This window comes from Streptomyces sp. NPDC002536 (assembly GCF_053594995.1).
The window spans coordinates 1-18,485 of sequence record NZ_JBSFWU010000015.1; the positions used below are offsets into that span (position 1 = coordinate 1).

The 18,485-nt window shown below is 71.1% G+C and carries 20 protein-coding genes; 6 read left to right on the top strand and 14 right to left on the bottom strand.

Going from position 1 to position 18,485, the window contains the following annotated elements:
• Positions 1-171 precede the first annotated feature (171 nt).
• Positions 172-1,215, top strand: a complete 1,044-nt coding sequence (locus tag ACWD4B_RS08095; protein WP_451420006.1) for a LacI family DNA-binding transcriptional regulator — start codon at positions 172-174, stop codon at positions 1,213-1,215.
• Between the two features lie 33 nt (positions 1,216-1,248).
• On the opposite strand, the gene ACWD4B_RS08100 is transcribed toward ACWD4B_RS08095, so the two are convergent.
• The 4 genes from ACWD4B_RS08100 to ACWD4B_RS08115 form a co-directional block, all read right to left on the bottom strand.
• A complete protein-coding gene (locus ACWD4B_RS08100) occupies positions 1,249-1,578 on the bottom strand; it encodes a hypothetical protein (RefSeq protein WP_451420007.1) in 330 nt (109 codons plus the stop codon).
• A 90-nt stretch (positions 1,579-1,668) separates the two neighbouring features.
• Positions 1,669-2,949, bottom strand: a complete 1,281-nt coding sequence (locus tag ACWD4B_RS08105) for a DUF6986 family protein (protein WP_451420008.1) — start codon at positions 2,947-2,949, stop codon at positions 1,669-1,671.
• A 97-nt stretch (positions 2,950-3,046) separates the two neighbouring features.
• Positions 3,047-3,949 carry a class I SAM-dependent methyltransferase gene (locus tag ACWD4B_RS08110; protein ID WP_451420009.1) on the bottom strand — a complete coding sequence of 301 codons (903 nt, stop codon included), beginning with the start codon at positions 3,947-3,949 and terminating at the stop codon, positions 3,047-3,049.
• Between the two features lie 71 nt (positions 3,950-4,020).
• Positions 4,021-4,764, bottom strand: coding sequence for a TetR/AcrR family transcriptional regulator (locus ACWD4B_RS08115; RefSeq protein WP_451420010.1), 744 nt, complete (start codon positions 4,762-4,764; stop codon positions 4,021-4,023).
• Between the two features lie 115 nt (positions 4,765-4,879).
• On the opposite strand from ACWD4B_RS08115, the gene ACWD4B_RS08120 reads away from it, so the two are divergent.
• The gene (locus tag ACWD4B_RS08120; protein WP_451420011.1) at positions 4,880-6,097 is read left to right on the top strand and encodes an FAD-dependent monooxygenase; all 1,218 of its coding nucleotides are present in this window, start codon (positions 4,880-4,882) and stop codon (positions 6,095-6,097) included.
• A 266-nt stretch (positions 6,098-6,363) separates the two neighbouring features.
• Here ACWD4B_RS08120 and ACWD4B_RS08125 read toward each other — a convergent pair whose 3' ends face one another.
• On the bottom strand, positions 6,364-6,738 hold the full coding sequence (locus tag ACWD4B_RS08125) for a hypothetical protein (protein ID WP_451420012.1): 375 nt from the start codon (positions 6,736-6,738) through the stop codon (positions 6,364-6,366).
• Positions 6,739-7,071: 333 nt separating this feature from the next.
• Here ACWD4B_RS08125 and ACWD4B_RS08130 point away from each other — a divergent pair, with 333 nt between their 5' ends.
• Entirely contained in the window at positions 7,072-8,190 is a 1,119-nt protein-coding gene (locus ACWD4B_RS08130) for a helix-turn-helix domain-containing protein (protein ID WP_451420013.1), read from the top strand.
• Between the two features lie 26 nt (positions 8,191-8,216).
• Complete coding sequence (locus ACWD4B_RS08135) at positions 8,217-8,804, top strand: HD domain-containing protein (protein WP_451420014.1); 588 nt, start codon at positions 8,217-8,219, stop codon at positions 8,802-8,804.
• A gap of 116 nt (positions 8,805-8,920) precedes the next feature.
• Here the strand turns inward: ACWD4B_RS08135 and ACWD4B_RS08140 are convergent, their stop codons facing one another.
• The 3 genes from ACWD4B_RS08140 to ACWD4B_RS08150 all read right to left on the bottom strand — a co-directional run bounded on the left by ACWD4B_RS08140 (position 8,921) and on the right by ACWD4B_RS08150 (position 11,343).
• A complete protein-coding gene (locus tag ACWD4B_RS08140) occupies positions 8,921-9,661 on the bottom strand; it encodes a hypothetical protein (protein WP_451420015.1) in 741 nt (246 codons plus the stop codon).
• A gap of 87 nt (positions 9,662-9,748) precedes the next feature.
• Complete coding sequence (locus ACWD4B_RS08145) at positions 9,749-10,420, bottom strand: protein kinase domain-containing protein (protein WP_451420016.1); 672 nt, start codon at positions 10,418-10,420, stop codon at positions 9,749-9,751.
• Between the two features lie 377 nt (positions 10,421-10,797).
• On the bottom strand, positions 10,798-11,343 hold the full coding sequence (locus tag ACWD4B_RS08150; RefSeq protein WP_451420017.1) for an N-acetyltransferase family protein: 546 nt from the start codon (positions 11,341-11,343) through the stop codon (positions 10,798-10,800).
• Between the two features lie 158 nt (positions 11,344-11,501).
• Here ACWD4B_RS08150 and ACWD4B_RS08155 point away from each other — a divergent pair, with 158 nt between their 5' ends.
• Positions 11,502-12,584, top strand: a complete 1,083-nt coding sequence (locus tag ACWD4B_RS08155) for a methyltransferase (RefSeq protein ID WP_451420018.1) — start codon at positions 11,502-11,504, stop codon at positions 12,582-12,584.
• 75 nt (positions 12,585-12,659) lie between these two features.
• Here ACWD4B_RS08155 and ACWD4B_RS08160 read toward each other — a convergent pair whose 3' ends face one another.
• The 4 genes from ACWD4B_RS08160 to ACWD4B_RS08175 form a co-directional block, all read right to left on the bottom strand.
• Entirely contained in the window at positions 12,660-13,622 is a 963-nt protein-coding gene (locus ACWD4B_RS08160) for an electron transfer flavoprotein subunit alpha/FixB family protein (protein WP_451420019.1), read from the bottom strand.
• A gap of 49 nt (positions 13,623-13,671) precedes the next feature.
• A complete protein-coding gene (locus ACWD4B_RS08165) occupies positions 13,672-14,466 on the bottom strand; it encodes an electron transfer flavoprotein subunit beta/FixA family protein (RefSeq protein ID WP_451420020.1) in 795 nt (264 codons plus the stop codon).
• A 200-nt stretch (positions 14,467-14,666) separates the two neighbouring features.
• Positions 14,667-15,185 carry a flavin reductase family protein gene (locus ACWD4B_RS08170; RefSeq protein ID WP_336411154.1) on the bottom strand — a complete coding sequence of 173 codons (519 nt, stop codon included), beginning with the start codon at positions 15,183-15,185 and terminating at the stop codon, positions 14,667-14,669.
• Complete coding sequence (locus ACWD4B_RS08175) at positions 15,185-15,538, bottom strand: TlpA family protein disulfide reductase (RefSeq protein WP_451420021.1); 354 nt, start codon at positions 15,536-15,538, stop codon at positions 15,185-15,187. Before ACWD4B_RS08175 ends, ACWD4B_RS08170 begins: the two co-directional genes overlap by 1 nt.
• 284 nt (positions 15,539-15,822) lie before the next feature.
• On the opposite strand from ACWD4B_RS08175, the gene ACWD4B_RS08180 reads away from it, so the two are divergent.
• A complete protein-coding gene (locus ACWD4B_RS08180; RefSeq protein WP_451420022.1) occupies positions 15,823-16,545 on the top strand; it encodes a lysophospholipid acyltransferase family protein in 723 nt (240 codons plus the stop codon).
• A 100-nt stretch (positions 16,546-16,645) separates the two neighbouring features.
• On the opposite strand, the gene ACWD4B_RS08185 is transcribed toward ACWD4B_RS08180, so the two are convergent.
• Positions 16,646-17,743, bottom strand: a complete 1,098-nt coding sequence (locus ACWD4B_RS08185; protein ID WP_451420023.1) for a threonine aldolase family protein — start codon at positions 17,741-17,743, stop codon at positions 16,646-16,648.
• Entirely contained in the window at positions 17,722-18,483 is a 762-nt protein-coding gene (locus ACWD4B_RS08190; RefSeq protein ID WP_451420024.1) for an SDR family NAD(P)-dependent oxidoreductase, read from the bottom strand. Before ACWD4B_RS08190 ends, ACWD4B_RS08185 begins: the two co-directional genes overlap by 22 nt.
• Positions 18,484-18,485: the final 2 nt, after the last annotated feature.

Here is an 18,485-nt window from a genome sequence, read left to right on the forward strand (position 1 = left end):
TCCGATCTGCGGATCATGGGGCGCAAGGCGGAGCATCACCCGCGTACTGGGCGTACTCGGGTGATGCGACAACGCGGCGAGGTGCCGTGCCAGGCGTCGCAGGGCCCGTGCTGACCCATCGGACACCCCCTAGCACGCCCCATCGCCTTGCCTCTTAAGGACGAGCCGTCCGTGACCGACCGCGCCGCCGCCCGCCGCACCCCGCAGCAGCCCCGCTACGGCACCCGCCCGACGATGAAGGACGTGGCCGCCCGCGCCGGCGTGGGCCTGAAGACCGTATCGCGCGTGGTCAACGGAGAGCCCGGGGTCACGGCGGACACCGAGCGGCGCGTCCGGGAGGCGATCGGCGCCCTGGGCTTCCGCCGCAACGACAGCGCCCGCATCCTGCGCAAGGGCCGCACCGCCTCCATCGGCCTGGTCCTGGAGGACCTGGCCGACCCCTTCTACGCCCCGCTCAACCGCGCCGTCGAGGAGGTCGCCCGCGACCACGGCGCCCTGCTCTTCAACGGCTCCAGCGCCGAGGACGCCGACCGCGAGCGCGAACTCGCCCTCGCCCTGTGCGCCCGCCGCGTCGACGGCCTCATCGTCATCCCGGCCGGCCACGACCACCGCTACCTGGAACCGGAGATGGCGGCGGGCGTCGCCACGGTCTTCGTCGACCGCCCCGCAGGCCGGATCGACGCCGACGCGGTGCTCTCCGACAACTTCGGCGGCGCCCGCGACGGCGTCGCCCACCTCGTCGCCCACGGCCACCGCCTCATCGGCTTCATCGGCGACCGCCCCACCGTCCACACCGCGACCGAGCGACTGCGCGGCTACCGCGCCGCGTTGGACGCCGCGGGCCTCCCGGCGGACGACTCCTGGATCTCGCTGGGCCCCACGGCCCCCGAGCGCGTGGCGGCCGAGGCGGAACGCATGCTCACCGGCCCGCACCCGGTCACGGCCCTCTTCACGGGCAACAACCGCGTGACGGCGACGGTCGTCCGCGTCCTCGCCCGGCTCCCCCGCCCCGTCGCCCTGGTCGGCTTCGACGACCTCGAACTCGCCGATCTGCTCTCCCCCGGCGTGACGGTCGTCGCCCAGGACGCGGCACGCCTGGGCCGGACGGCGGCGGAACTCCTCTTCCGCCGCCTGGACGGTGACGGCGAGGAACCGCGCCAAGTGGTGCTGCCGACACGGCTGATCGTGCGGGGGTCGGGAGAGCTGGGGCCGTAGGGCCTGCCCGACGGGTCAGATGGGTCAGATGGTTCAGAACTCGAACGTCGCACCGCTGAGCATCCAGAAGAACCCCACCACGCCACAGAGCAACAGACCCAGCGCCCCCAGGAACGCCCCGGTCGCGGCCCCGACTCCCCCGTGCTTCCCACGGGCGCCCGCGACGGTCCCTCCCAGGAAGGCCCCCGTCAAGGGCGTGCCGAAGACGATGGCGGAAACCGCCGCGAACCGAACATGGTTGTCGTGGTTGCTCTTCCAGTCGAACGACGACGGGTGCCGGACCAGGTCGAGGGCCTGCGACCATACCCACAGACTGGGCGCCAGGAAGAGTGCCACCAGCACGAGGATGCTGAGAACGAGCACGCCTCTGCCGTCTCGGACACGTACGATGTCGGTTCTTTCGGTCATGCCGCCCATCCTGGTCGACGGGGCCGCGGTTGCCTATCCGCTCTCCTACTCAGATCGCCGGACCCGCCCGGCCAGCCGCTCGATCTCCCCCCAGGCCGGCGCGGCAACCTCCGACTCGTCGATCGCACCGCAGTCGAGCCCGCGCAGCAGATGGCTGCTGAGCGCGCGGGCGGTGGCGGGTTCGTCGAGTACGTCGCCGCCCGTCGCCTCCCCGACGTAGGCGGCAAGACGGGCCGCGGCCTGCTCCAGCCCTTCTCGGTAGAAGTAGTAGACGGCCGCGTAGCGCGTGGGCAGGTGGGCAGGGTGCATGTCCCAGCCCTGGTAGTAGGCGCGGGCCAACGACCGCCGGACGAGCCGGTGATGCAGCCGCCAGGCCTCGTGCACGCGCTCGGTCGTCCCGACGGGCAGCACGTTCGTCGACCCGTCCGACAGCCGCACACCGGTACCTGCGGCGGCCACCTGCATGACGGCCTTGGCGTGATCGGCCACCGGGTGGTCGGGCGACTGGTGGGCGGGGCTCACTCCGCATGCGGCGCTGTAGTCGAAGGTGCCGTAGTGGAGGGAGGTGACGCGTCCGCCGCCGGCCTCGATGAGCCGGGCCACGGTGACGCGCCCGTCGGCGCCGAGCACAGCCTGGGTGGTCTCGACCTGTATCTCGAACCGGATCCGGCCGGCCGCGAGCCCGCGCGCCTTCTCGAACTCCTCCGCCAACTGCACCAGGGCAGCAACCTGTTCGGGGTACGTGACCTTGGGCAGGGTGAGGACGATCCCGTCCGGCAGCCCGCCGGCCTCCATGAGCCCGGTGAGGAAGATGTCGAGGGTACGGATGCCACGGTCGCGGACGGGGGCCTCCATGCACTTCATGCGGATCCCCATGTACGGGGCTGCCGTGCCTTGTTCGTACGCCTCGGCCACGAGACGCGCGGCACGGGCGGCGGCCGCGTCCTCCTCGGTGTCGGGACGGTGTCCGTACCCGTCCTCGAAGTCGATCCGGAGATCTTCTACGGGCTCGCGCTGCAGCTTGGCGCGGACGCGCTCGTAGACCGGGGCGGCGAGGCCGTCGGGCAGGCCCAGGACGGCACCGAATTCCCGCGCATCGGCCGCGTGTTCATCAAGGGCGGCGAGTGCGCGGTCGCCCCAGGAACGGACGGTGCCGGCCGCGAAGGCGTCGACGGGGACGTAGACGGTGTGCACGGGCTGCCGGGTGCCGGGGTCGCCCGGATAGCGGCGGGCGAGCTCGGCGTCGACGCGGGCGAGGGAGGCGGCGATGCGTGCGGGGAGGGCGGGGGCGAAGGTCGTCGTGATCGTGTGCCGCTGCTGTCCCATGCCGCTGCCCTCCAGGTTTCCGCTGCACGGAAATGACCATCCGTGCGGCGAAGTTAACGGCGGGGGCGGAGGGGGTCAACACCGCGGTGGGCGGCCCTCAGGGCCCCGTCGACTGAAAGTGCCAGATGATTTCCGCCGGTACACCGGCAGCTGCCGCCTCCGCCGCCTCCGGCACCAGATCCGCCAGCCCCCAAGGCCACAGCTCCCACGGCACCGGTCCGGTCGCGCGCGTTCGCGGCGCATCCTGCGGCTCGGGCCGCCGACCGGCCGGTATCGGCGGCTCCTCGCAGCGCCGGACCTGCAGTCCCGCCGCGAGCGCGGCGCGCACGTAGTCCCCGGCCGAGTGGCAGTGGCTCGCCACGCGCCCCGGCGTCCCGTCCGGCAGACGCACCGGCGGAACCGCGCCGCGCGCCACCCGCTCGGGGTGCACGTCGGAGGTCACCAGGTGCCCGCCCGGGCGCAGCACCCTGGCGAACTCCGCCAGTACCGGCCGAAGATCGGGCACGTGCGTCAGCGCCAGGGAGCAGACGACGAGGTCCGCGGTGTCGTCAGCCACGGGCAGCCGGCCCAGGTCGCCGAGGCGGAAGTCGCCGTCGGGCACGCGTGTACGCGCCTGCGCGAGCATGTCCGGCGAACTGTCGACGCCGAGGACCCGGTGGCCGCGCCCGGCCAGCAGGGCCGCGATCCGGCCGGTGCCGCACGCGGCGTCCAGGGCGGTACCGGCCGGCAGCGCGTCGACGATCCCCCCGATCACCGGCTCGTCGATGCCGAACGCCGTGTTGGGGCCGTCGTAGGTCTGCGACCAGACCCGGTAGCCGTCCACTGTGCTCACCCGGGCGACGTCCACGGCCGCGTCGGCCAACGACGCGTCGTCGAGCAGCTCACGGATCTCGGCGATGCGGGCGTCGGCGAACTCGCGGTCACGCTCGCCGGTGAACGAACGCAGCAGGGCGAGGCCTTCGAGGCCGAGCAGGTAGGCGAGCGGACTCTCGTACGTCACCGCACGACGCTAGCGAGACCCGTCTCCCCGGGGCTACCGAATTTGCGGCCGCTGGAGCCGGGCCGCCGAGCTCACCTTTCTTCGATGAAGACGTCTTCGGTGAAAACGTCTTCGATGAACACGGCCAGGCCGTCCAGAATGCGCTCCAGCCCGAACTCCCAGGCCTGGTCCTGCCCCCCGCCGGGTTCCGCCGCCGAGGCGAAGGCCGCGGCGACGGCTGGGAACCGCTCGCCGTGCTCCTGCATCAACTGGGCGAGGGCGAGGCCGAGTTCCTGCTCGGGCCCGGTGCCCTCCGGCCCCGCCGTGCGGGCCTGGGCGGCGATGCCGCGCGCATGGTTGACCAACAGGACGACGGCATCCATCCGTTGGGCACCGGCGAGGTGCGTACCGTCCAGTGCGGCCACGGCCCGCTCCATCCAGGACAGCTCCGCGGGTCCCATGATGCGGGGGCCGACGGTGACGTCCAGCACCCAGGGGTGCAGCCGGAAGGCCGTGAACAGCCGCCGCGCCCAGTCGTCGAGCTGCGCCCGCCAGTCGCCTTCGACGGGGGCCGGGGCGGGGCCGAGCGAGGCGTCCACCATGAGGGCGATGAGCTCGGCCTTGCCGGGCACGTACCGGTAGAGCGCCATCTTGGTGACGCCCAGCAGGGCGGCGACCCGCTGCATGGACACGGCGTCCAGGCCTTCGGTGTCGGCGACCTCGATCCCGGCCTGCGCGATACGACCGAGGTCGAGCGTCCGCTTGGGCCCCCGGGCGGGCCCGGGGTGGGGCCCCCACAGCAACCGCACCGTGTCGGCGTGTTCCTTGCCGCCCATGAACGTCTCTCCCCGTCTTCGTGCTTGCCGGACCAACAGAACTGCGTCTAAGGTACACAGTAATTACTGAGTCCGACGGACACAGTTTTTCGGCACCCAACGGGAGGGGACCCCCATGACCACCAGCAGCAACAACCCCCGAGCCAAGACCGTCCTCATCTCCGGCGCGAGCATCGCGGGACCGGCGCTCGCCTACTGGCTGGGGCGCTACGGCTACGAGCCGACGGTCGTGGAACTGGCCCCGGCCCTGCGGGTCGGCGGCCAGGCCGTCGACTTCCGCGGCGAGACCCACATGACGGTCCTGGAGCGCATGGGAATCCTCCCGGACCTGCGCCGGATCCGGACCGGCGGCAGCCCGATGCACTTCGTCGACGCCGACGGCCGCCAACTGCTCCATCTTCCCAGCGAGTTCGCGGGCGGCGACCTGGAGGTACTGCGCGGCGACCTGGCGCGGGTGCTGTACGAGCACAGCCTCCCGCACACGGAGTACGTCTTCGGCGACTCGGTCACCGCCCTCACGGAGACCGCGACCGGGGTCCGCGCCGACTTCCGGCACGGCGCCCCGCGCGAGTTCGACCTGGTGATCGGCGCGGACGGACTCCACTCGAACGTCCGCCGCATCGCCTTCGGCCCCGAGCAGTCGTACGTGAGTCATCTCGGCTACTACGCCGCCACCTGGGAGCTGCCCAACCACCTGGGCCTGAGGGAGGGTTCGGTCGGCCTCAACACACCGGGCCGGCTCGCCTCCGTCGGCGTCGACCACCACACCCCGGACCGGGCGGGGGCCTTCTTCGTCTTCGCCGCCCCCGAGCTGACGTACGACCGCCACGACCCGGAGCAGCAGAAGCGACTCGTGGCCGACGCCTTCGCGGGCCTGGGGTGGGAGGTGCCGCGCCTGCTGGACTCCCTGCGGGCGGCGCCGGAGCTGTACTTCGACTCGATCAGCCGGGCGGACGTGCCCGCATGGTCCAAGGGCCGGATCGCCCTCGTCGGCGACGCGGCGTGCGGCGCAACCATCGGCGGCATGGGCACGGGCACGGCGGTGGTGTCCGCCTACGTCCTCGCCACCGAACTCGCCCGATCCGACGGCGACCACCGGACGGCCTTCCGCCGGTACGAGTCCGCACTGCGCACCTACGCCCAGGGCTGCCAGAAGGGCGGCGACCGCACGGGCAAGTTCCTCGCACCGGGCACGGCATTGGGGCTGCGGCTGCGCAACGGCCTGCTGTCGCGGCGGTTCCTGCTGGACCTGATGCTGAAGGCGGGGCGGGAGGTGAGCAGCAGGGTGGAGCTGCCGGACGCCCCGGCCATGGCAGGCCGGGGCGGCTTCTGAACGGCACCACGGGCGGGGCGTGTCCGGATGCCCCCGGCGCGGCTGACCTGCCTGTTCCCGCCTCTGGACGAGTGTTCGCGTTGACCGAGGCCCGGGTCAGGACCTTCGAAGATGGTTTACGGCCGCACGGCCATGGAGCCGCATGAGCCGGTGCCTCGTCATGCAGTCGGGGCAGGTGTAGATCTTTCTTGCCACGTGGTCGCCCTCGACGATATCGACCGCCGTGGCCTCAGTCGTCGGCTTCTTGCACCACGCGCACTGCTCGCTCACCGAGCCTGCCCCTGCCGCCTCCCGGCCTTGCTGATGAGCAGGCGGACGTTCGCCGGATCGCAGAGCATATGGCTGTCCTCCGGTGCCGGCATGAGCCAGTAGGCCCCGGGCGGCTCGCGGCGCGTGGGGGCTGGTACCCCGAGGTAGTTGGTGGGGTGCTCGCTGCCGATGCACTGCGTGCCGGGCTCCGCCCAATCCCGGGCAGCGTTCGGCGGTACGAGCAGGCAGTAACGGGTCTGCGTCCGCGAGACGATAACGGCGCTGGTGATGCCGACCGCACGGAAATGGTCGGCGATTGCCGTCTGGTCCTTGATGCCGCAGATGCCGTTCTCCACGATGCCGGAAGGCAGTTGGACGACGTCGAAGTGCATGCCCACTTGGAGTGTGGCGGTCACTCCCCTCGTCCACGATTCGCGTGCGTCACTCGGACGCAGCTCCCGGGAAACGAGCCAGAGGGCTGCTCCCTGGCAGAAGCGGGGATCGACGGGCAGCGTCGGACAGGTAGCCGACGACATCGTCACCTCCTCCGCTCCCGGACCACCGCTCGGCTGAAGATTTACGTTCCTGACCTGCACGACACACCTCTCAACTACGTTGAGTCGTTGGCTGATATCACTCGGTACGACCGTACGGAGTGGCGGTGCTCGCCTGCAGTGACTGTCCGTACGGGTAGTCGGCAGGCCCAGGGATTTGAGGACGCTGGTATGGCAGCCAGGCATCGTGAAACCCTCACTGGCAGTCAGGGTTACGCTGCACGGTCACGCGGCGGGGTGATCTCGGGCTTCGTGTTCCGCCTGGTCCGTGAGCACCTCCACCTGACTCGTGATGTCTTCGCGGAGCGGTTCGGGGTCTCGCACGACACAGTGGCCGGATGGGAGACCGGCCGTCGGCCATTGACAGCGATCCCGGTCGGGCACGCGCTCGCCCACCGTCACCGGCTGCTCCGGATGGGAGCCGATTCGTCCCTGCTGACTGCGCTCGACCGGGCCATGGAAGCGGACGTTCTCCTGACGGGTGTGCTGGACGGCAGGACCGCAGCCTCCAGCAGTCCGTTGGGGGCCTGGGTGATGCAACATGACCTTGTCGAGTTCCTCACCTGGCCGCTGAGCGGTCACGCTCCGGCATTGGTGAAGCGCGTGTCCCAGCCACCCCGTCCGCGCCGCGGGCCGACACCGAGCAGACCCGAACTCACTGCGGATGAACGGCGTTGCTTCTACGACCGGATGCGCCGCACCGCCGAGGAAGCCCGTGGGCCCAGCAGTTTTCTCCTCAGGCGCCAGGCCCTCTACCTGAGCGGCTACGACTCCCAACCCGACACAATCGACTGGCTGGCCCATCAACAGCACCGGGAGCGCCCTGATGGCTGGCTTCAGGAATGGCTGAATGCACGGTCGGTTGCCACGGTTGCCTGTCGTCACAAAGACCGTGACCGCATTCACCACTTCATCGAACACAAGCTCATCGACAACGACGCAGGCGAATCCGCCAACCTCAACTACTGGGCCTACTGGGTCGGCGAGTCCACCACCACCGAACTCACCGACGACTTCATCGCTCTCGGCAAACCCGGTCCCTGGTCCGGGCACCGGCTCCTCCACCACCTGATCGGCCGACTCACGCCCGGCTACGGCTACTTGGACCTGTACGTCCACACCCTCTGGGCCCTGCTCGCTGCACGGCCCAGGCTGCTGCATGACGGAACGGTCGGAGCCGGGGTCCTGCGCGACCGTCTGGAGATCCTGTTGGATGGAGCCCAGAACTCGGCACGCTCACGCCGGGAGCTCGAAGGGATCCGATACGCGGTCCGCCTCGCCGAGGCGTGACCATCCGGACATGGGAGGGTTACGGGATGGCCGGCAACCTCACGGCGGTGGCACATTTCCTGTTCGAAGCCGGCACGCTCAAGCAATCGCGCCGCACCGGCTGGTGGATGGCCGGTGTCCGCGACCCGGAGAGCGTCGCCGAGCATTCCTGGCGGACCTCGCTGATCGCCTCCGTCATCGCCAAGCTCGAAGGTGCCGACCCTGCTCGGGCCGCTCTCCTGGCTGTCTGGCACGACAGCCAGGAGAGCCGCACTGGCGACGTCAATCACCTGGGCAAGAAGTACGCGGATGCTGTGGACCCGCGCGACGTCACCGCCGACCAGATCGCGGGCATGCCTGACGTGCTCGCGGAAGCCATCCGCTCAGTCGTCGCCGAATACGAGGACAAGGACACGCCCGAGGCTGTCTGCGCCCGCGATGCCGACAAGCTGGAGTGCCTGCTCCAAGGCATCGAATATCGAGCCCAGGGCTACGCCAACGCCCAGCGCTGGATCGACAACAGCCGAACCCGGCTCGTCACCAAGTCGGGCATCGCTCTGGCGGATGCGCTCCTCGCTTCCGAACCCCTGGACTGGCTTCGCTCAGCCCTCGGCGAGGACGACCGCAAATCCTGAGGGACCCAGCCATGTCCTACCCGGAAGTCCCTCCTCCGGCAGCGGAAACCCCGATTCCTGGACCGTAGGAATGAGGATTTCCGCTGCCGGAGTGCAGCATTCCGCGTGGCGCCCGATCAAGCCGTCTTCGCCGCTGCAGCGCCCAGCTTCTCGGCCGCCTTGGACAGGGCCTTGGTGAACGCCTCCAGGCCGCGGTCGCCGCGGTCCGAGTAGTTGTTCAGCACCGTCGTGATCGCACCGTGGCTGCGGACCGTGCCCATGTCGAAGTCCATCTGCAGGTCGCCCTGGACGATCTTGATGGTGTAACGGAGGGAATCGTCGCCGTACTTCGGCTGCTCGGCCGCCTTCTTCACCGTCACCGTGGCCTTCTTGCCGGCCTGCTTTCCGGTGAAGGTTCCGCACTGCTCGACGGCCGTCCGCAACCCGGCCATGGCCCTCTCCGCCTGGGCCCGCGGGTAGCCGCTGACGTCCTGCGCCACGGTGGTCTGGTCGCCCTTCTTGGTGAAGACCTCCTGGGCATTGGCCTTGTAGTCCGCCTCCAGCCGTCCACTGTTGAGAACGGCGGTGATCGGTGCGCACAACGGCTTGGCGCCCGTCACCATGTCGTCGTCCGCGCCCTGCGACTTGTCCAGGCCCGTGTTCGCCTCCAGCTTCCACCCGGCCGGCAGGTCCCCCAGCGCGACGAGGGCCTGTTCCGCCTGCTCGGCGCTGATGGAGACCGGCGCGGGCGGGGCCGACGGCGCGCCCTTGTCGTCCTTCTTGCCGGCGGAGGCTGAGCCCCCGTCGCAGGCGGACAGCAGCAGGAGCGACGAGGCAGCCAGAGTCGCAAAGGCAACGCGACGGGGGCGAACGTGCACGAATGGTTCCTTACGCAAAGACCAAAATGTCGAACGCAAGTATGCACAGCCCTGGTAGTGATCTTCCGGCGGGTATCGCAACAGCCGTCATAAACGCCCCAACTGCCCCGCAAGCTCCGCCGCCGTCGGCCTGTCGGCCGGGGCGGACAGGAGCGCCGTGCGCAAGAGATCCTGCAGGGCTGTGTGCGGCAGCGGTCCCGTCAGGCGGAAGCTCCGGTTCGCCAGCACGGTGCGGCGTTGTTCGGGAGTGTGATGCGGCGGCAGCCCGGATGCCCCGTAATCGACCGGCCAGCGGCCTGCAAGGCAGGCCCACAGCGTTCCTGCCAACGCGAAGACGTCGGTGTTGCACGTGCTGGCCGTCGGTCGGCCCCGGGCGATCGCGCGGGCGGTCTCAGGAGCCGTCAGGTGGCTGATGCCTCCCCGGTAGGCGGGTCGGTCGGGAGTGCTGGTCGCTCGGCGTGCCCAGCCGAAGTCGATCAGGCGGATGCCGAGGCGGGTGTGGATGACGTGGGCCGGTTGGATGTCGCCGTGGATCCAGCCCAACTCGTGCAGCCGTGCCGTCTCCTGGCACAGTGCCACGGCCTCGGCCGGTAGAGCCTTCTGCTGTCGTGCACGCAAGGGCACATAACAACGCCAGCACGGCGCACCCTCGTACCAAGGCGCCACGCACCAGGCGCCCCCGGGCCGGCGGCCCGCAGCAACGATCGCATACCCGGGAAGTGCGGCCAGAGCCGCCGCCTCCCTGATGACGGCGTCCATTCCTGCGCCGTATCCGTACTTGACGGCGAACGCCCCGTCCGCCCCCTCGGCCTTCCAAACAGCGCATCCTCGACGGTGGCTGACCGGCGACAAACGTCCTTGTCCGGATGATGCACCGGACGACGCACCGGCCGCCGCCAAGGCAGGCGCAGGGCAGTCGGGGAAGCCCCCGCACTCGGCGCTGCACTCCTCGCACGGCCCCGGGCCGGGCGTCCCGCACCCGGCCTCTGCGGGACCGTCGCCGAAGCCGCATGCGCGCCCGTCCACGGTCCTCGCCGGTCCCGTCTTCGTGCCGCCTCGTCTTCGCATGCCGAGGCCCTTGCCCGGGATCCGCCGGAACCACACGCCTGGTTCCGGGCACGCACCGCCGGCCGGGCCTACAGCGGCGCCAGCATCATCAGCACCTCGTCCCGCGTGTCCCCCTCCCCCAGCCGCAACGCCCCCGGCCAGCGGCCGACTTCCCGCCAGCCCAGGCGTTCGTAGAAGCGCTCCAGCCCCTCGCCTCCCCGGGCCGCGAGGTGCAGTTGCTCAAGTCCCAGTTCGTCGCGGGCGATTCGGCGCACCTCGGCCACCAGCGCCGAGCCGATGCCCCGCCCTCGGAAGGCGGGGTGGGTCTGGAGGTGGTTGATCGTCGCCCAATGACCGACCAGCCGGTACGGGTCGCGGTTCAGCGCCACCCATCCGGCAAGTGCGCCGCCGACCCGCGCCGTCACGAGCCGGGTCCGCTCCGGGTCGAGGCGGCCTATGAGCTTGTCCATCACCGGTGCGACCTCTGCGGCGTCGACCGGCGGGAACGGGAACCCGGCGGCCCCGCCGGCATTGGTGACGGCCACCCAGCAGGCGGTCAACTCGTCCCGGAGTTCGGGGGCGACGGTGCTGGCATCGGTCATCTCGACGAAGTCGACACGGCTCTCGGAAGGCATACGGCGAGACTGCCACAGGGGTACGACAACGACCCCTTTACCACCTCACCCCACCTCCTCGCCCCGCAAAGATCGGAAATCGACAACGCCCGGCCGAACTCCGGCCAACAGCCGTATCGCGCCTACCGTGCCCGATCACCCGATGGCATGATCACGCCATGAACAGACCCGAACACGGTACGGAGCCGCTTCACCCCACCGACGCCGCCGCCCTGCCGGGCGCCGTGGCCGACCCGGTGGCACGGATGATGCAGCTCACCAGTGGTGCCTGGATCGCCCAGGCGCTCAGCGCGGCGGCGACGCTCGGGGTCGCCGACGAAATGGCCGCCGGGCCGCGGCCGGTGAGCGAGATCGCCAAGGCGGTCGGCGCGGACGAGACCAACCTCTACCGGCTGCTGCGCGCGCTCGCGGACGCGCAGGTCTTCGAGGAGCTGCCGGACCGCCGCTTCGCCCTCACCCCCGTCGGCGAGCTGCTGCGCGAGGACATCCACGGCTCCATGCGCGGCTGGGCGCACAAGTTCGCCCGGCCCTACCACCGCGCCGCCTGGGGGCAGTTGCTGGAGGTGCTGCGCACCGGGCGCTCCGGCTTCGACCTCGCCTTCGGCAAGAGCGGGTTCGAGTACCTCAGTGAACACCCTGACGACGCCGAGTCGCTCGATGTCGAGATGACCTCCATCGCGACCCGGCTCACCGCCCCGATCGTGCAGCGCTACGACTTCGGCCGCTTCGGCACGGTCGTCGACTGCGGCGGCGGGCGCGGCGCCCTGCTCGCGGCCGTTCTGTCGGCGAACCCCCGGGTGCGCGGGGTGCTCTACGACCTGCCGCACGTCGTCGAACGTGCCGGGCAGCCCCTGGTGGAGGCCGGCGTGCTCGACCGCTGCGAACTCGTCGGCGGCAGCTTCCTCGACTCCGTACCGGCCGGCGGCGACGCCTATCTCTTCTCCCAGGTCATCCACAACTGGGACGACACGGACGTGGTCCGTATCCTCTCCAACTGCCGTGCGCAGCTGCGGTCCGAGGACGGCCGGGTGTTGTTCGCCGAGTACCTGATCCCCGACGACCCGCGGCAACCGTCGCTGTCCAAGCTCATCGACCTCGAGATGATGGTCATCTGCGAGCCCGGGGCGCAGCACCGCACCCGTGAGGACTTCCGCCGGCTCTTCGAGCGTGCGGGCCTGCGGCTGATCGGGGTGACGGACGGGCCCGGTTCGCTGGGGCTGGTCGAGGCTGCGCTCGCCTGACGCGCAGCAGCTGACAGACAAAGGCCCCGCTCCGGCCCTTCGGCCGGAGCGGGGTCCGATACAACCCTGAGGCGATCAGCCCTTGCGGACCTTGATCTCCTCCGTCAGCTGCGGGACGACCTCGAAGAGGTCGCCGACGATGCCGTAGTCGACCAGCTCGAAGATCGGGGCCTCGGCGTCCTTGTTGATGGCGACGATCGTCTTCGAGGTCTGCATGCCGGCCCGGTGCTGGATCGCGCCGGAGATGCCCGCCGCGATGTACAGCTGCGGCGAGACCGACTTGCCGGTCTGGCCGACCTGGTTGGTGTGCGGGTACCAGCCGGCGTCCACCGCGGCGCGCGAGGCGCCGACGGCCGCGCCGAGCGAGTCGGCCAGGGCCTCGATGAGCGGGAAGTTCTCGGCGCCGTTGACGCCGCGGCCGCCGGAGACCACGATCGCGGCCTCGGTCAGCTCGGGGCGGCCGGTGGACTCGCGCGGGGTGCGGGAGACGACCTTGGTGCCGGTGGACTTCTCGCCGAAGGTCACGGCCAGCGCCTCGACCGTGCCGGCGGCCGGGGCGGCCTCCGGGGCGGCGGAGTTGGGCTTGACGGTGATGACCGGGGTGCCCTTGGTGACGCGGGACTTGGTGGAGTACGAGGCCGCGAAGACGGACTGCGTGGCCACCGGGCCCTCGGCGCCGGCCTCCAGGTCGACCGCGTCGGTGATGATGCCGGAGCCGGTGCGGACGGCGAGGCGGGCCGCGATCTCCTTGCCCTCGGCGGAGGACGGGACGAGGACGGCGGCCGGGGAGACGGCCTCGAACGCGGCCTGGAGCGCGTCCACCTTCGGGACGACCAGGTAGTCGGCGAACTCGGGCGCGTCGGCGGTGAGGACCTTGACCGCGCCGTACTCGGCCAGCGTCGCGGCGGTGGCGTCCGCGCCGGCACCGAGGGCCACGGCGACGGGCTCGCCGATGCGGCGGGCGAGGGTGAGCAGTTCGAGGGTGGGCTTGCGGACGGCGCCGTCCACGTGGTCGACGTAGACGAGGACTTCAGCCATGGTGTTGCTCTCCTGCGGGAAGTATGAGGGCGGTGAGGGGAGTTGCGGGTCAGATGAACTTCTGGCCCGCGAGGAACTCGGCGAGCTGCTTGCCGCCCTCGCCCTCGTCCTTGACGATCTGGCCGGCCGTGCGGGCCGGGCGCTCCGTGGCCTCGTCGACCTTGGTCCAGGCGCCCCCCAGGCCGACCTCGTCCGCCTCGATGCCGAGGTCGGAGAGGTCCAGGGACTCCACCGGCTTCTTCTTGGCGGCCATGATGCCCTTGAAGGAGGGGTAACGGGCCTCGCCGGACTGGTCGGTGACGGACACGACGGCCGGGAGGGAGGCCTCCAACTGCTCGCTCGCGGCGTCGCCGTCACGGCGGCCGGTCACCTTGCCGTCCTCGACGGCGACCTCGGAGAGGAGGGTGACCTGCGGGACGCCCAGGCGCTCGGCGAGCATCGCCGGGAGCACGCCCATGCCGCCGTCGGTGGAGGCCATGCCGCAGATGACCAGGTCGTAGCCGACGTGCTCGACGGCCTTGGCCAGCACCAGCGAGGTGCCCAGCGCGTCGGTGCCGTGCAGGTCGTCGTCCTCGACGTGGACGGCCTTGTCGGCGCCCATGGACAGGGCCTTGCGCAGCGCGTCCTTGGCGTCCTCGGGGCCGATCGTCAGGACGGTGATCTCCGCCCCCCCGTTGGAGTCTGCCTCCTCCGAGATCTGCAGCGCCTGCTCGACCGCGTACTCGTCGAGCTCCGAGAGCAGGCCGTCCACGTCGTCGCGGTCGACGGTCAGGTCCTCGGCGAAGTGCCGGTCGCCGGTGGCGTCGGGCACGTACTTCACACAGACAACGATCCTCAAGCTCACGCCGGCTCTCCTACTGCATCGTCTCTATCAAGCTGCCTTGGCAGGCAGCATAGGCGCCTTGTGGGGCGGATTCCGGGCCGGTGCGGTGATCGTCACGACCATCGCCCCGAGCGGAATGTTACTCGTCAGTACATCGAGCGTTCCGACCGAGCGCAAGGGAGGGCGGCTGTGATCTGTCCAACGCGCACGGCAGGGACGTATCAGTCCCGCAGACCGTTGAAACGCCCCTGGTGGTAGAGGAGCGGACGGCCGTCCCCGGTGGGGTCCCCGGCGACCGCCTCCGCGAGCACGACCCGGTGGTCCCCCGCGGGCACCCGGGCCACCACCCGGCACACCATCCAGGCCAGCACGCCCTCCAGCAGCGGCACCCCGTGCGGACCGGTGCGCCAGCGGGTGGGCGGGGCGAAGCGGTCGGCGCCGCTGCGGGCGAAGGTGGCCGCCAACTCGCTCTGGTGCTCGCCGAGTATGTGCACCCCCACGTGCTCCGCGTCGGCGATGACGGGCCAGCTGGAGGACCCGGTGCCGACGCCGAAGGAGACCAGCGGCGGCTCCGCGGCCACCGAGGTGAGCGAGGTGGCGGTGAAGCCGGCGGGCCGCGGGCCGTGCGCGGTGATCACGGCGACGCCGGCCGCGTGCCGGCGGAAGACCGAGCGCAGCAGGCCCGGAGCGTCGGGGAGGGAACCGGAAGGGTGTGCGCCGAGCTCGGGCGAGGCCGTCATCAAGCCGTCCTTTGGCTGTGGGAGGGGCGGATCGCCGCGCCCAGTGCGGCGATCACATCGGCCTTGCGCGGCAGGCCGGTTGCCCGCCGCACCACCCGGCCTTCGGTGTCCAGCACGAACACGGTCGGCGTCGCGTCGATCCGCAGGGAACGGACCAGTTCCAGCCGCGCTTCCGCGTCGATCTCGCAGTGCGCGACGCCGTCCACCATGGCCGCCACGTCCGCGAGCACCCGCCTGGTCGCCCGGCAGGGCTGGCAGAAGGCCGTGGAGAACTGCACGAGCGTGGCCCGTTCCCCCAGCTCCGTGCCGATCTCGGCAGCGCTCAGGCGCTCCTCGCTCCGGTGCCCCTCCACCTTCGTCCCTCCCTGGACCCCTCGGGTCCGTCACCGTGTCCGGTCCGTTGCCATCCTGCAGCACCGGACGCGCCGGAGAAATTTCCCGAAAGCGACCGGGGGTGTAGCTTCCGCACATCCGCACAAGCCGACGTGACGAGGATCTCCCGGCCCCGGGGGCGTCCTGGCTGGCCCGCAGGCCGGGCATTCAGGCACGATCTGGCGAAAGCCGGAACCCTACGGCCGCGTAACTTCAGAATTTCAGCCGGGAGCACCCTCCCCTGGCCCGGAAGGACCTTCCCGATATGGCAGAGCTCGTCTATCCCCCGGTGATCGGCGCCGCCCGCACCATGTTCAAGGCGCTGGACCTGCGCTTCGACATCAAGGGGACCGAGCACATCCCGCAGCGCGGCGGGGCGGTTCTGGTGAGCAACCACATCGGATACCTGGACTTCGTCTTCTGCGGCCTCGCCGCGCGTCCGGCCAAGCGGCTGGTGCGCTTCATGGCGAAGGAGTCGGTCTTCCGGCACAAGGTCTCCGGGCCGCTGATGCGGGCGATGAAGCACATCCCGGTCGACCGGGCGGCGGGCCTGGACGCGTACAAGCACGCGCTCGCCTCGCTGCGCGCGGGCGAAATCATCGGCGTCTTCCCGGAGGCGACGATCTCCCAGTCGTTCACGCTGAAGAACTTCAAGTCCGGCGCGGCCCGGCTGGCCCAGGAGGCCGGGGTGCCGCTGCTGCCGATGGCCCTGTGGGGGACGCAGCGCCTGTGGACCAAGGGTCACAAGCGCGACTTCGGCCGCAACCACATCCCGGTGACGATACGGGTGGGCGAGCCGCTCACCGCCGATCCGGCGGAGTCGGCGGAGACCGTCACCGAGCGGCTGCGGGGGCGGGTGCAGGAGCTGCTGGAGGCGGCGCAGCGGTCCTATCCGGTGCGGCCGCGGAACTCCGACGACACGTGGTGGGTGCCGGCGCACCTGGGCGGGACGGCGCCGGTCCCTGTCCACGCCGAGGGCTGCCGCTGAGCGGTTCGTCGGAAGGCGCGGGCCGTCTTGGGCTGGTCGCGCAGTTCCCCGCGCCCCTTTCGGGGCGCGGGATACCGTCTCCGCGCCTCCAGCAAAGCGCTCAGCGCTTCGCCATCTCTTCCTTCACCGCCGCCACGAACGCGTCCACGTCCGCCTCGGTCGTGTCGAAGGAGCACATCCAGCGGACGTCGCCCGCCGTCTCGTCCCAGAAGTAGAAGCGGTAGCGCTTCTGCAGCCGCTCGCTCACGTCGTGCGGGAGCCGGGCGAAGACGGCGTTGGACTGCACCGGGTGCAGGATCTCCACACCGTCGACGGACCGCACGCCCTCGGCGAGCCGCGCCGCCATCGCGTTGGCGTGCGTGGCACTGCGCAGCCACAGGTCGCCGGCCAGCAGCGCCTCGAACTGCACGGAGACGAACCGCATCTTGGAGGCGAGCTGCATGGACAGCTTGCGCAGATGCTTCATCGCCCGCACCGCGTCCGGGTTCAGGACGACCACGCACTCGCCGAAGACCAGGCCGTTCTTGGTCCCGCCGAAGGACAGCAGGTCCACCCCGGCGTCGGTGGTGAACGCGCGCAGCGGCAGGCCGAGCGAGGCCGCGGCGTTGGCCAGCCGGGAGCCGTCGACGTGGACCTTCATGCCGCGCTCGTGGGCGTGGTCGCAGATCTCCCGGATCTCCTCCGGCGTGTAGCAGGTGCCGAGTTCGGTGGTCTGGGTGATCGAGACGATCTGCGGCTGGGCCCGGTGCTCGTCGTCCCAGCCGTAGGCCTCGGTGTCGATGAGCTCGGGGGTGAGCTTGCCGTGCTCGGTCGGGACGGTCAGCAGCTTGAGGCCGCCGACCCGCTCGGGCGCGCCGCACTCGTCGACGTGGATGTGCGCGGTGGAGGCGCAGACGACCGCGCCCCACCGCTCCGTCGCCGCCTGGAGGGCGACGACGTTGGCTCCTGTGCCGTTGAAGACCGGGAACACCTCGGCCGTCGGCCCGAAGTGACGGCGCATCACCTCCTGGAGGTGCGCGGTGTACGCGTCCTCCCCGTACGCGACCTGGTGACCGTCGTTCGCCAGGGCCAGCGCGGCGAGCACCTCGGGGTGCGCGCCCGCGTAGTTGTCGCTGGCGAAACCACGCAGCGCGGGGTCGTGGCGGCGTATGGCGTCGGTTGTCGAGGGGGTGTCGTTCACGCGTGCGGAGTCAGCCACAGACGGGTTCCGTTCACTTCCTGTGCGGGCTTGTCCCAGACGCCGACGATGGCCTGGGCCAGGTCCTTGACGTCCGTGAAGCCGGCGAATTTCGCGTTCGGGCGCTCGGCGCGCATGGCGTCGTGCACCAGTGCCTTGACGATGAGGATCGCGGCGGCGGCCGGCGGGGCGCTGTCGCCCCCCGCCTTGCGGAAGGAGTCGGCGAGCGCGAGCGTCCACGCCTCGGCGGCGGCCTTGGAGGCGGCGTAGGCGGCGTTGCCCGCGGTGGGCTTGCTCGCGCCCTCGGCGCTGATCAGCAGGTAGCGGCCGCGGCCGCTGCGGGCCAGCGGCGCCTCGAAGGCCAGCGAGGTGTGCTGGACGGTGCGGATGAGCAGCTTCTCCAGCAGGGCCCAGTCCTCGAGGTCGGTCTCGGCGAACGTGGCCGAGCCGCGCCAGCCGCCCACCAGGTGGACCAGGCCGTCGACGCGGCCGAACTCCTTCTCGGTGCGGTCCGCCCAGGCGCGGGCCGCGTCGAGGTCGAGCAGGTCCACGGTGTCACCGGTGACGGTGGCCCCGCCGTGCGCGTACCGGGCTGCGTCCACGGCCTCGGCCAGGCGGGCCGCGTCCGCATCGGCGGCGACCACGGTCGCCCCGGCCTCGGCCAGGCGCAGCAGGGCCGCCCGGCCCGCAGGCCCGGCCGCTCCCGCCACCGCCACGACCGCGCCGTCCAGCCGGCCATTGCCGTTCGTCGGAGTGCTCATGA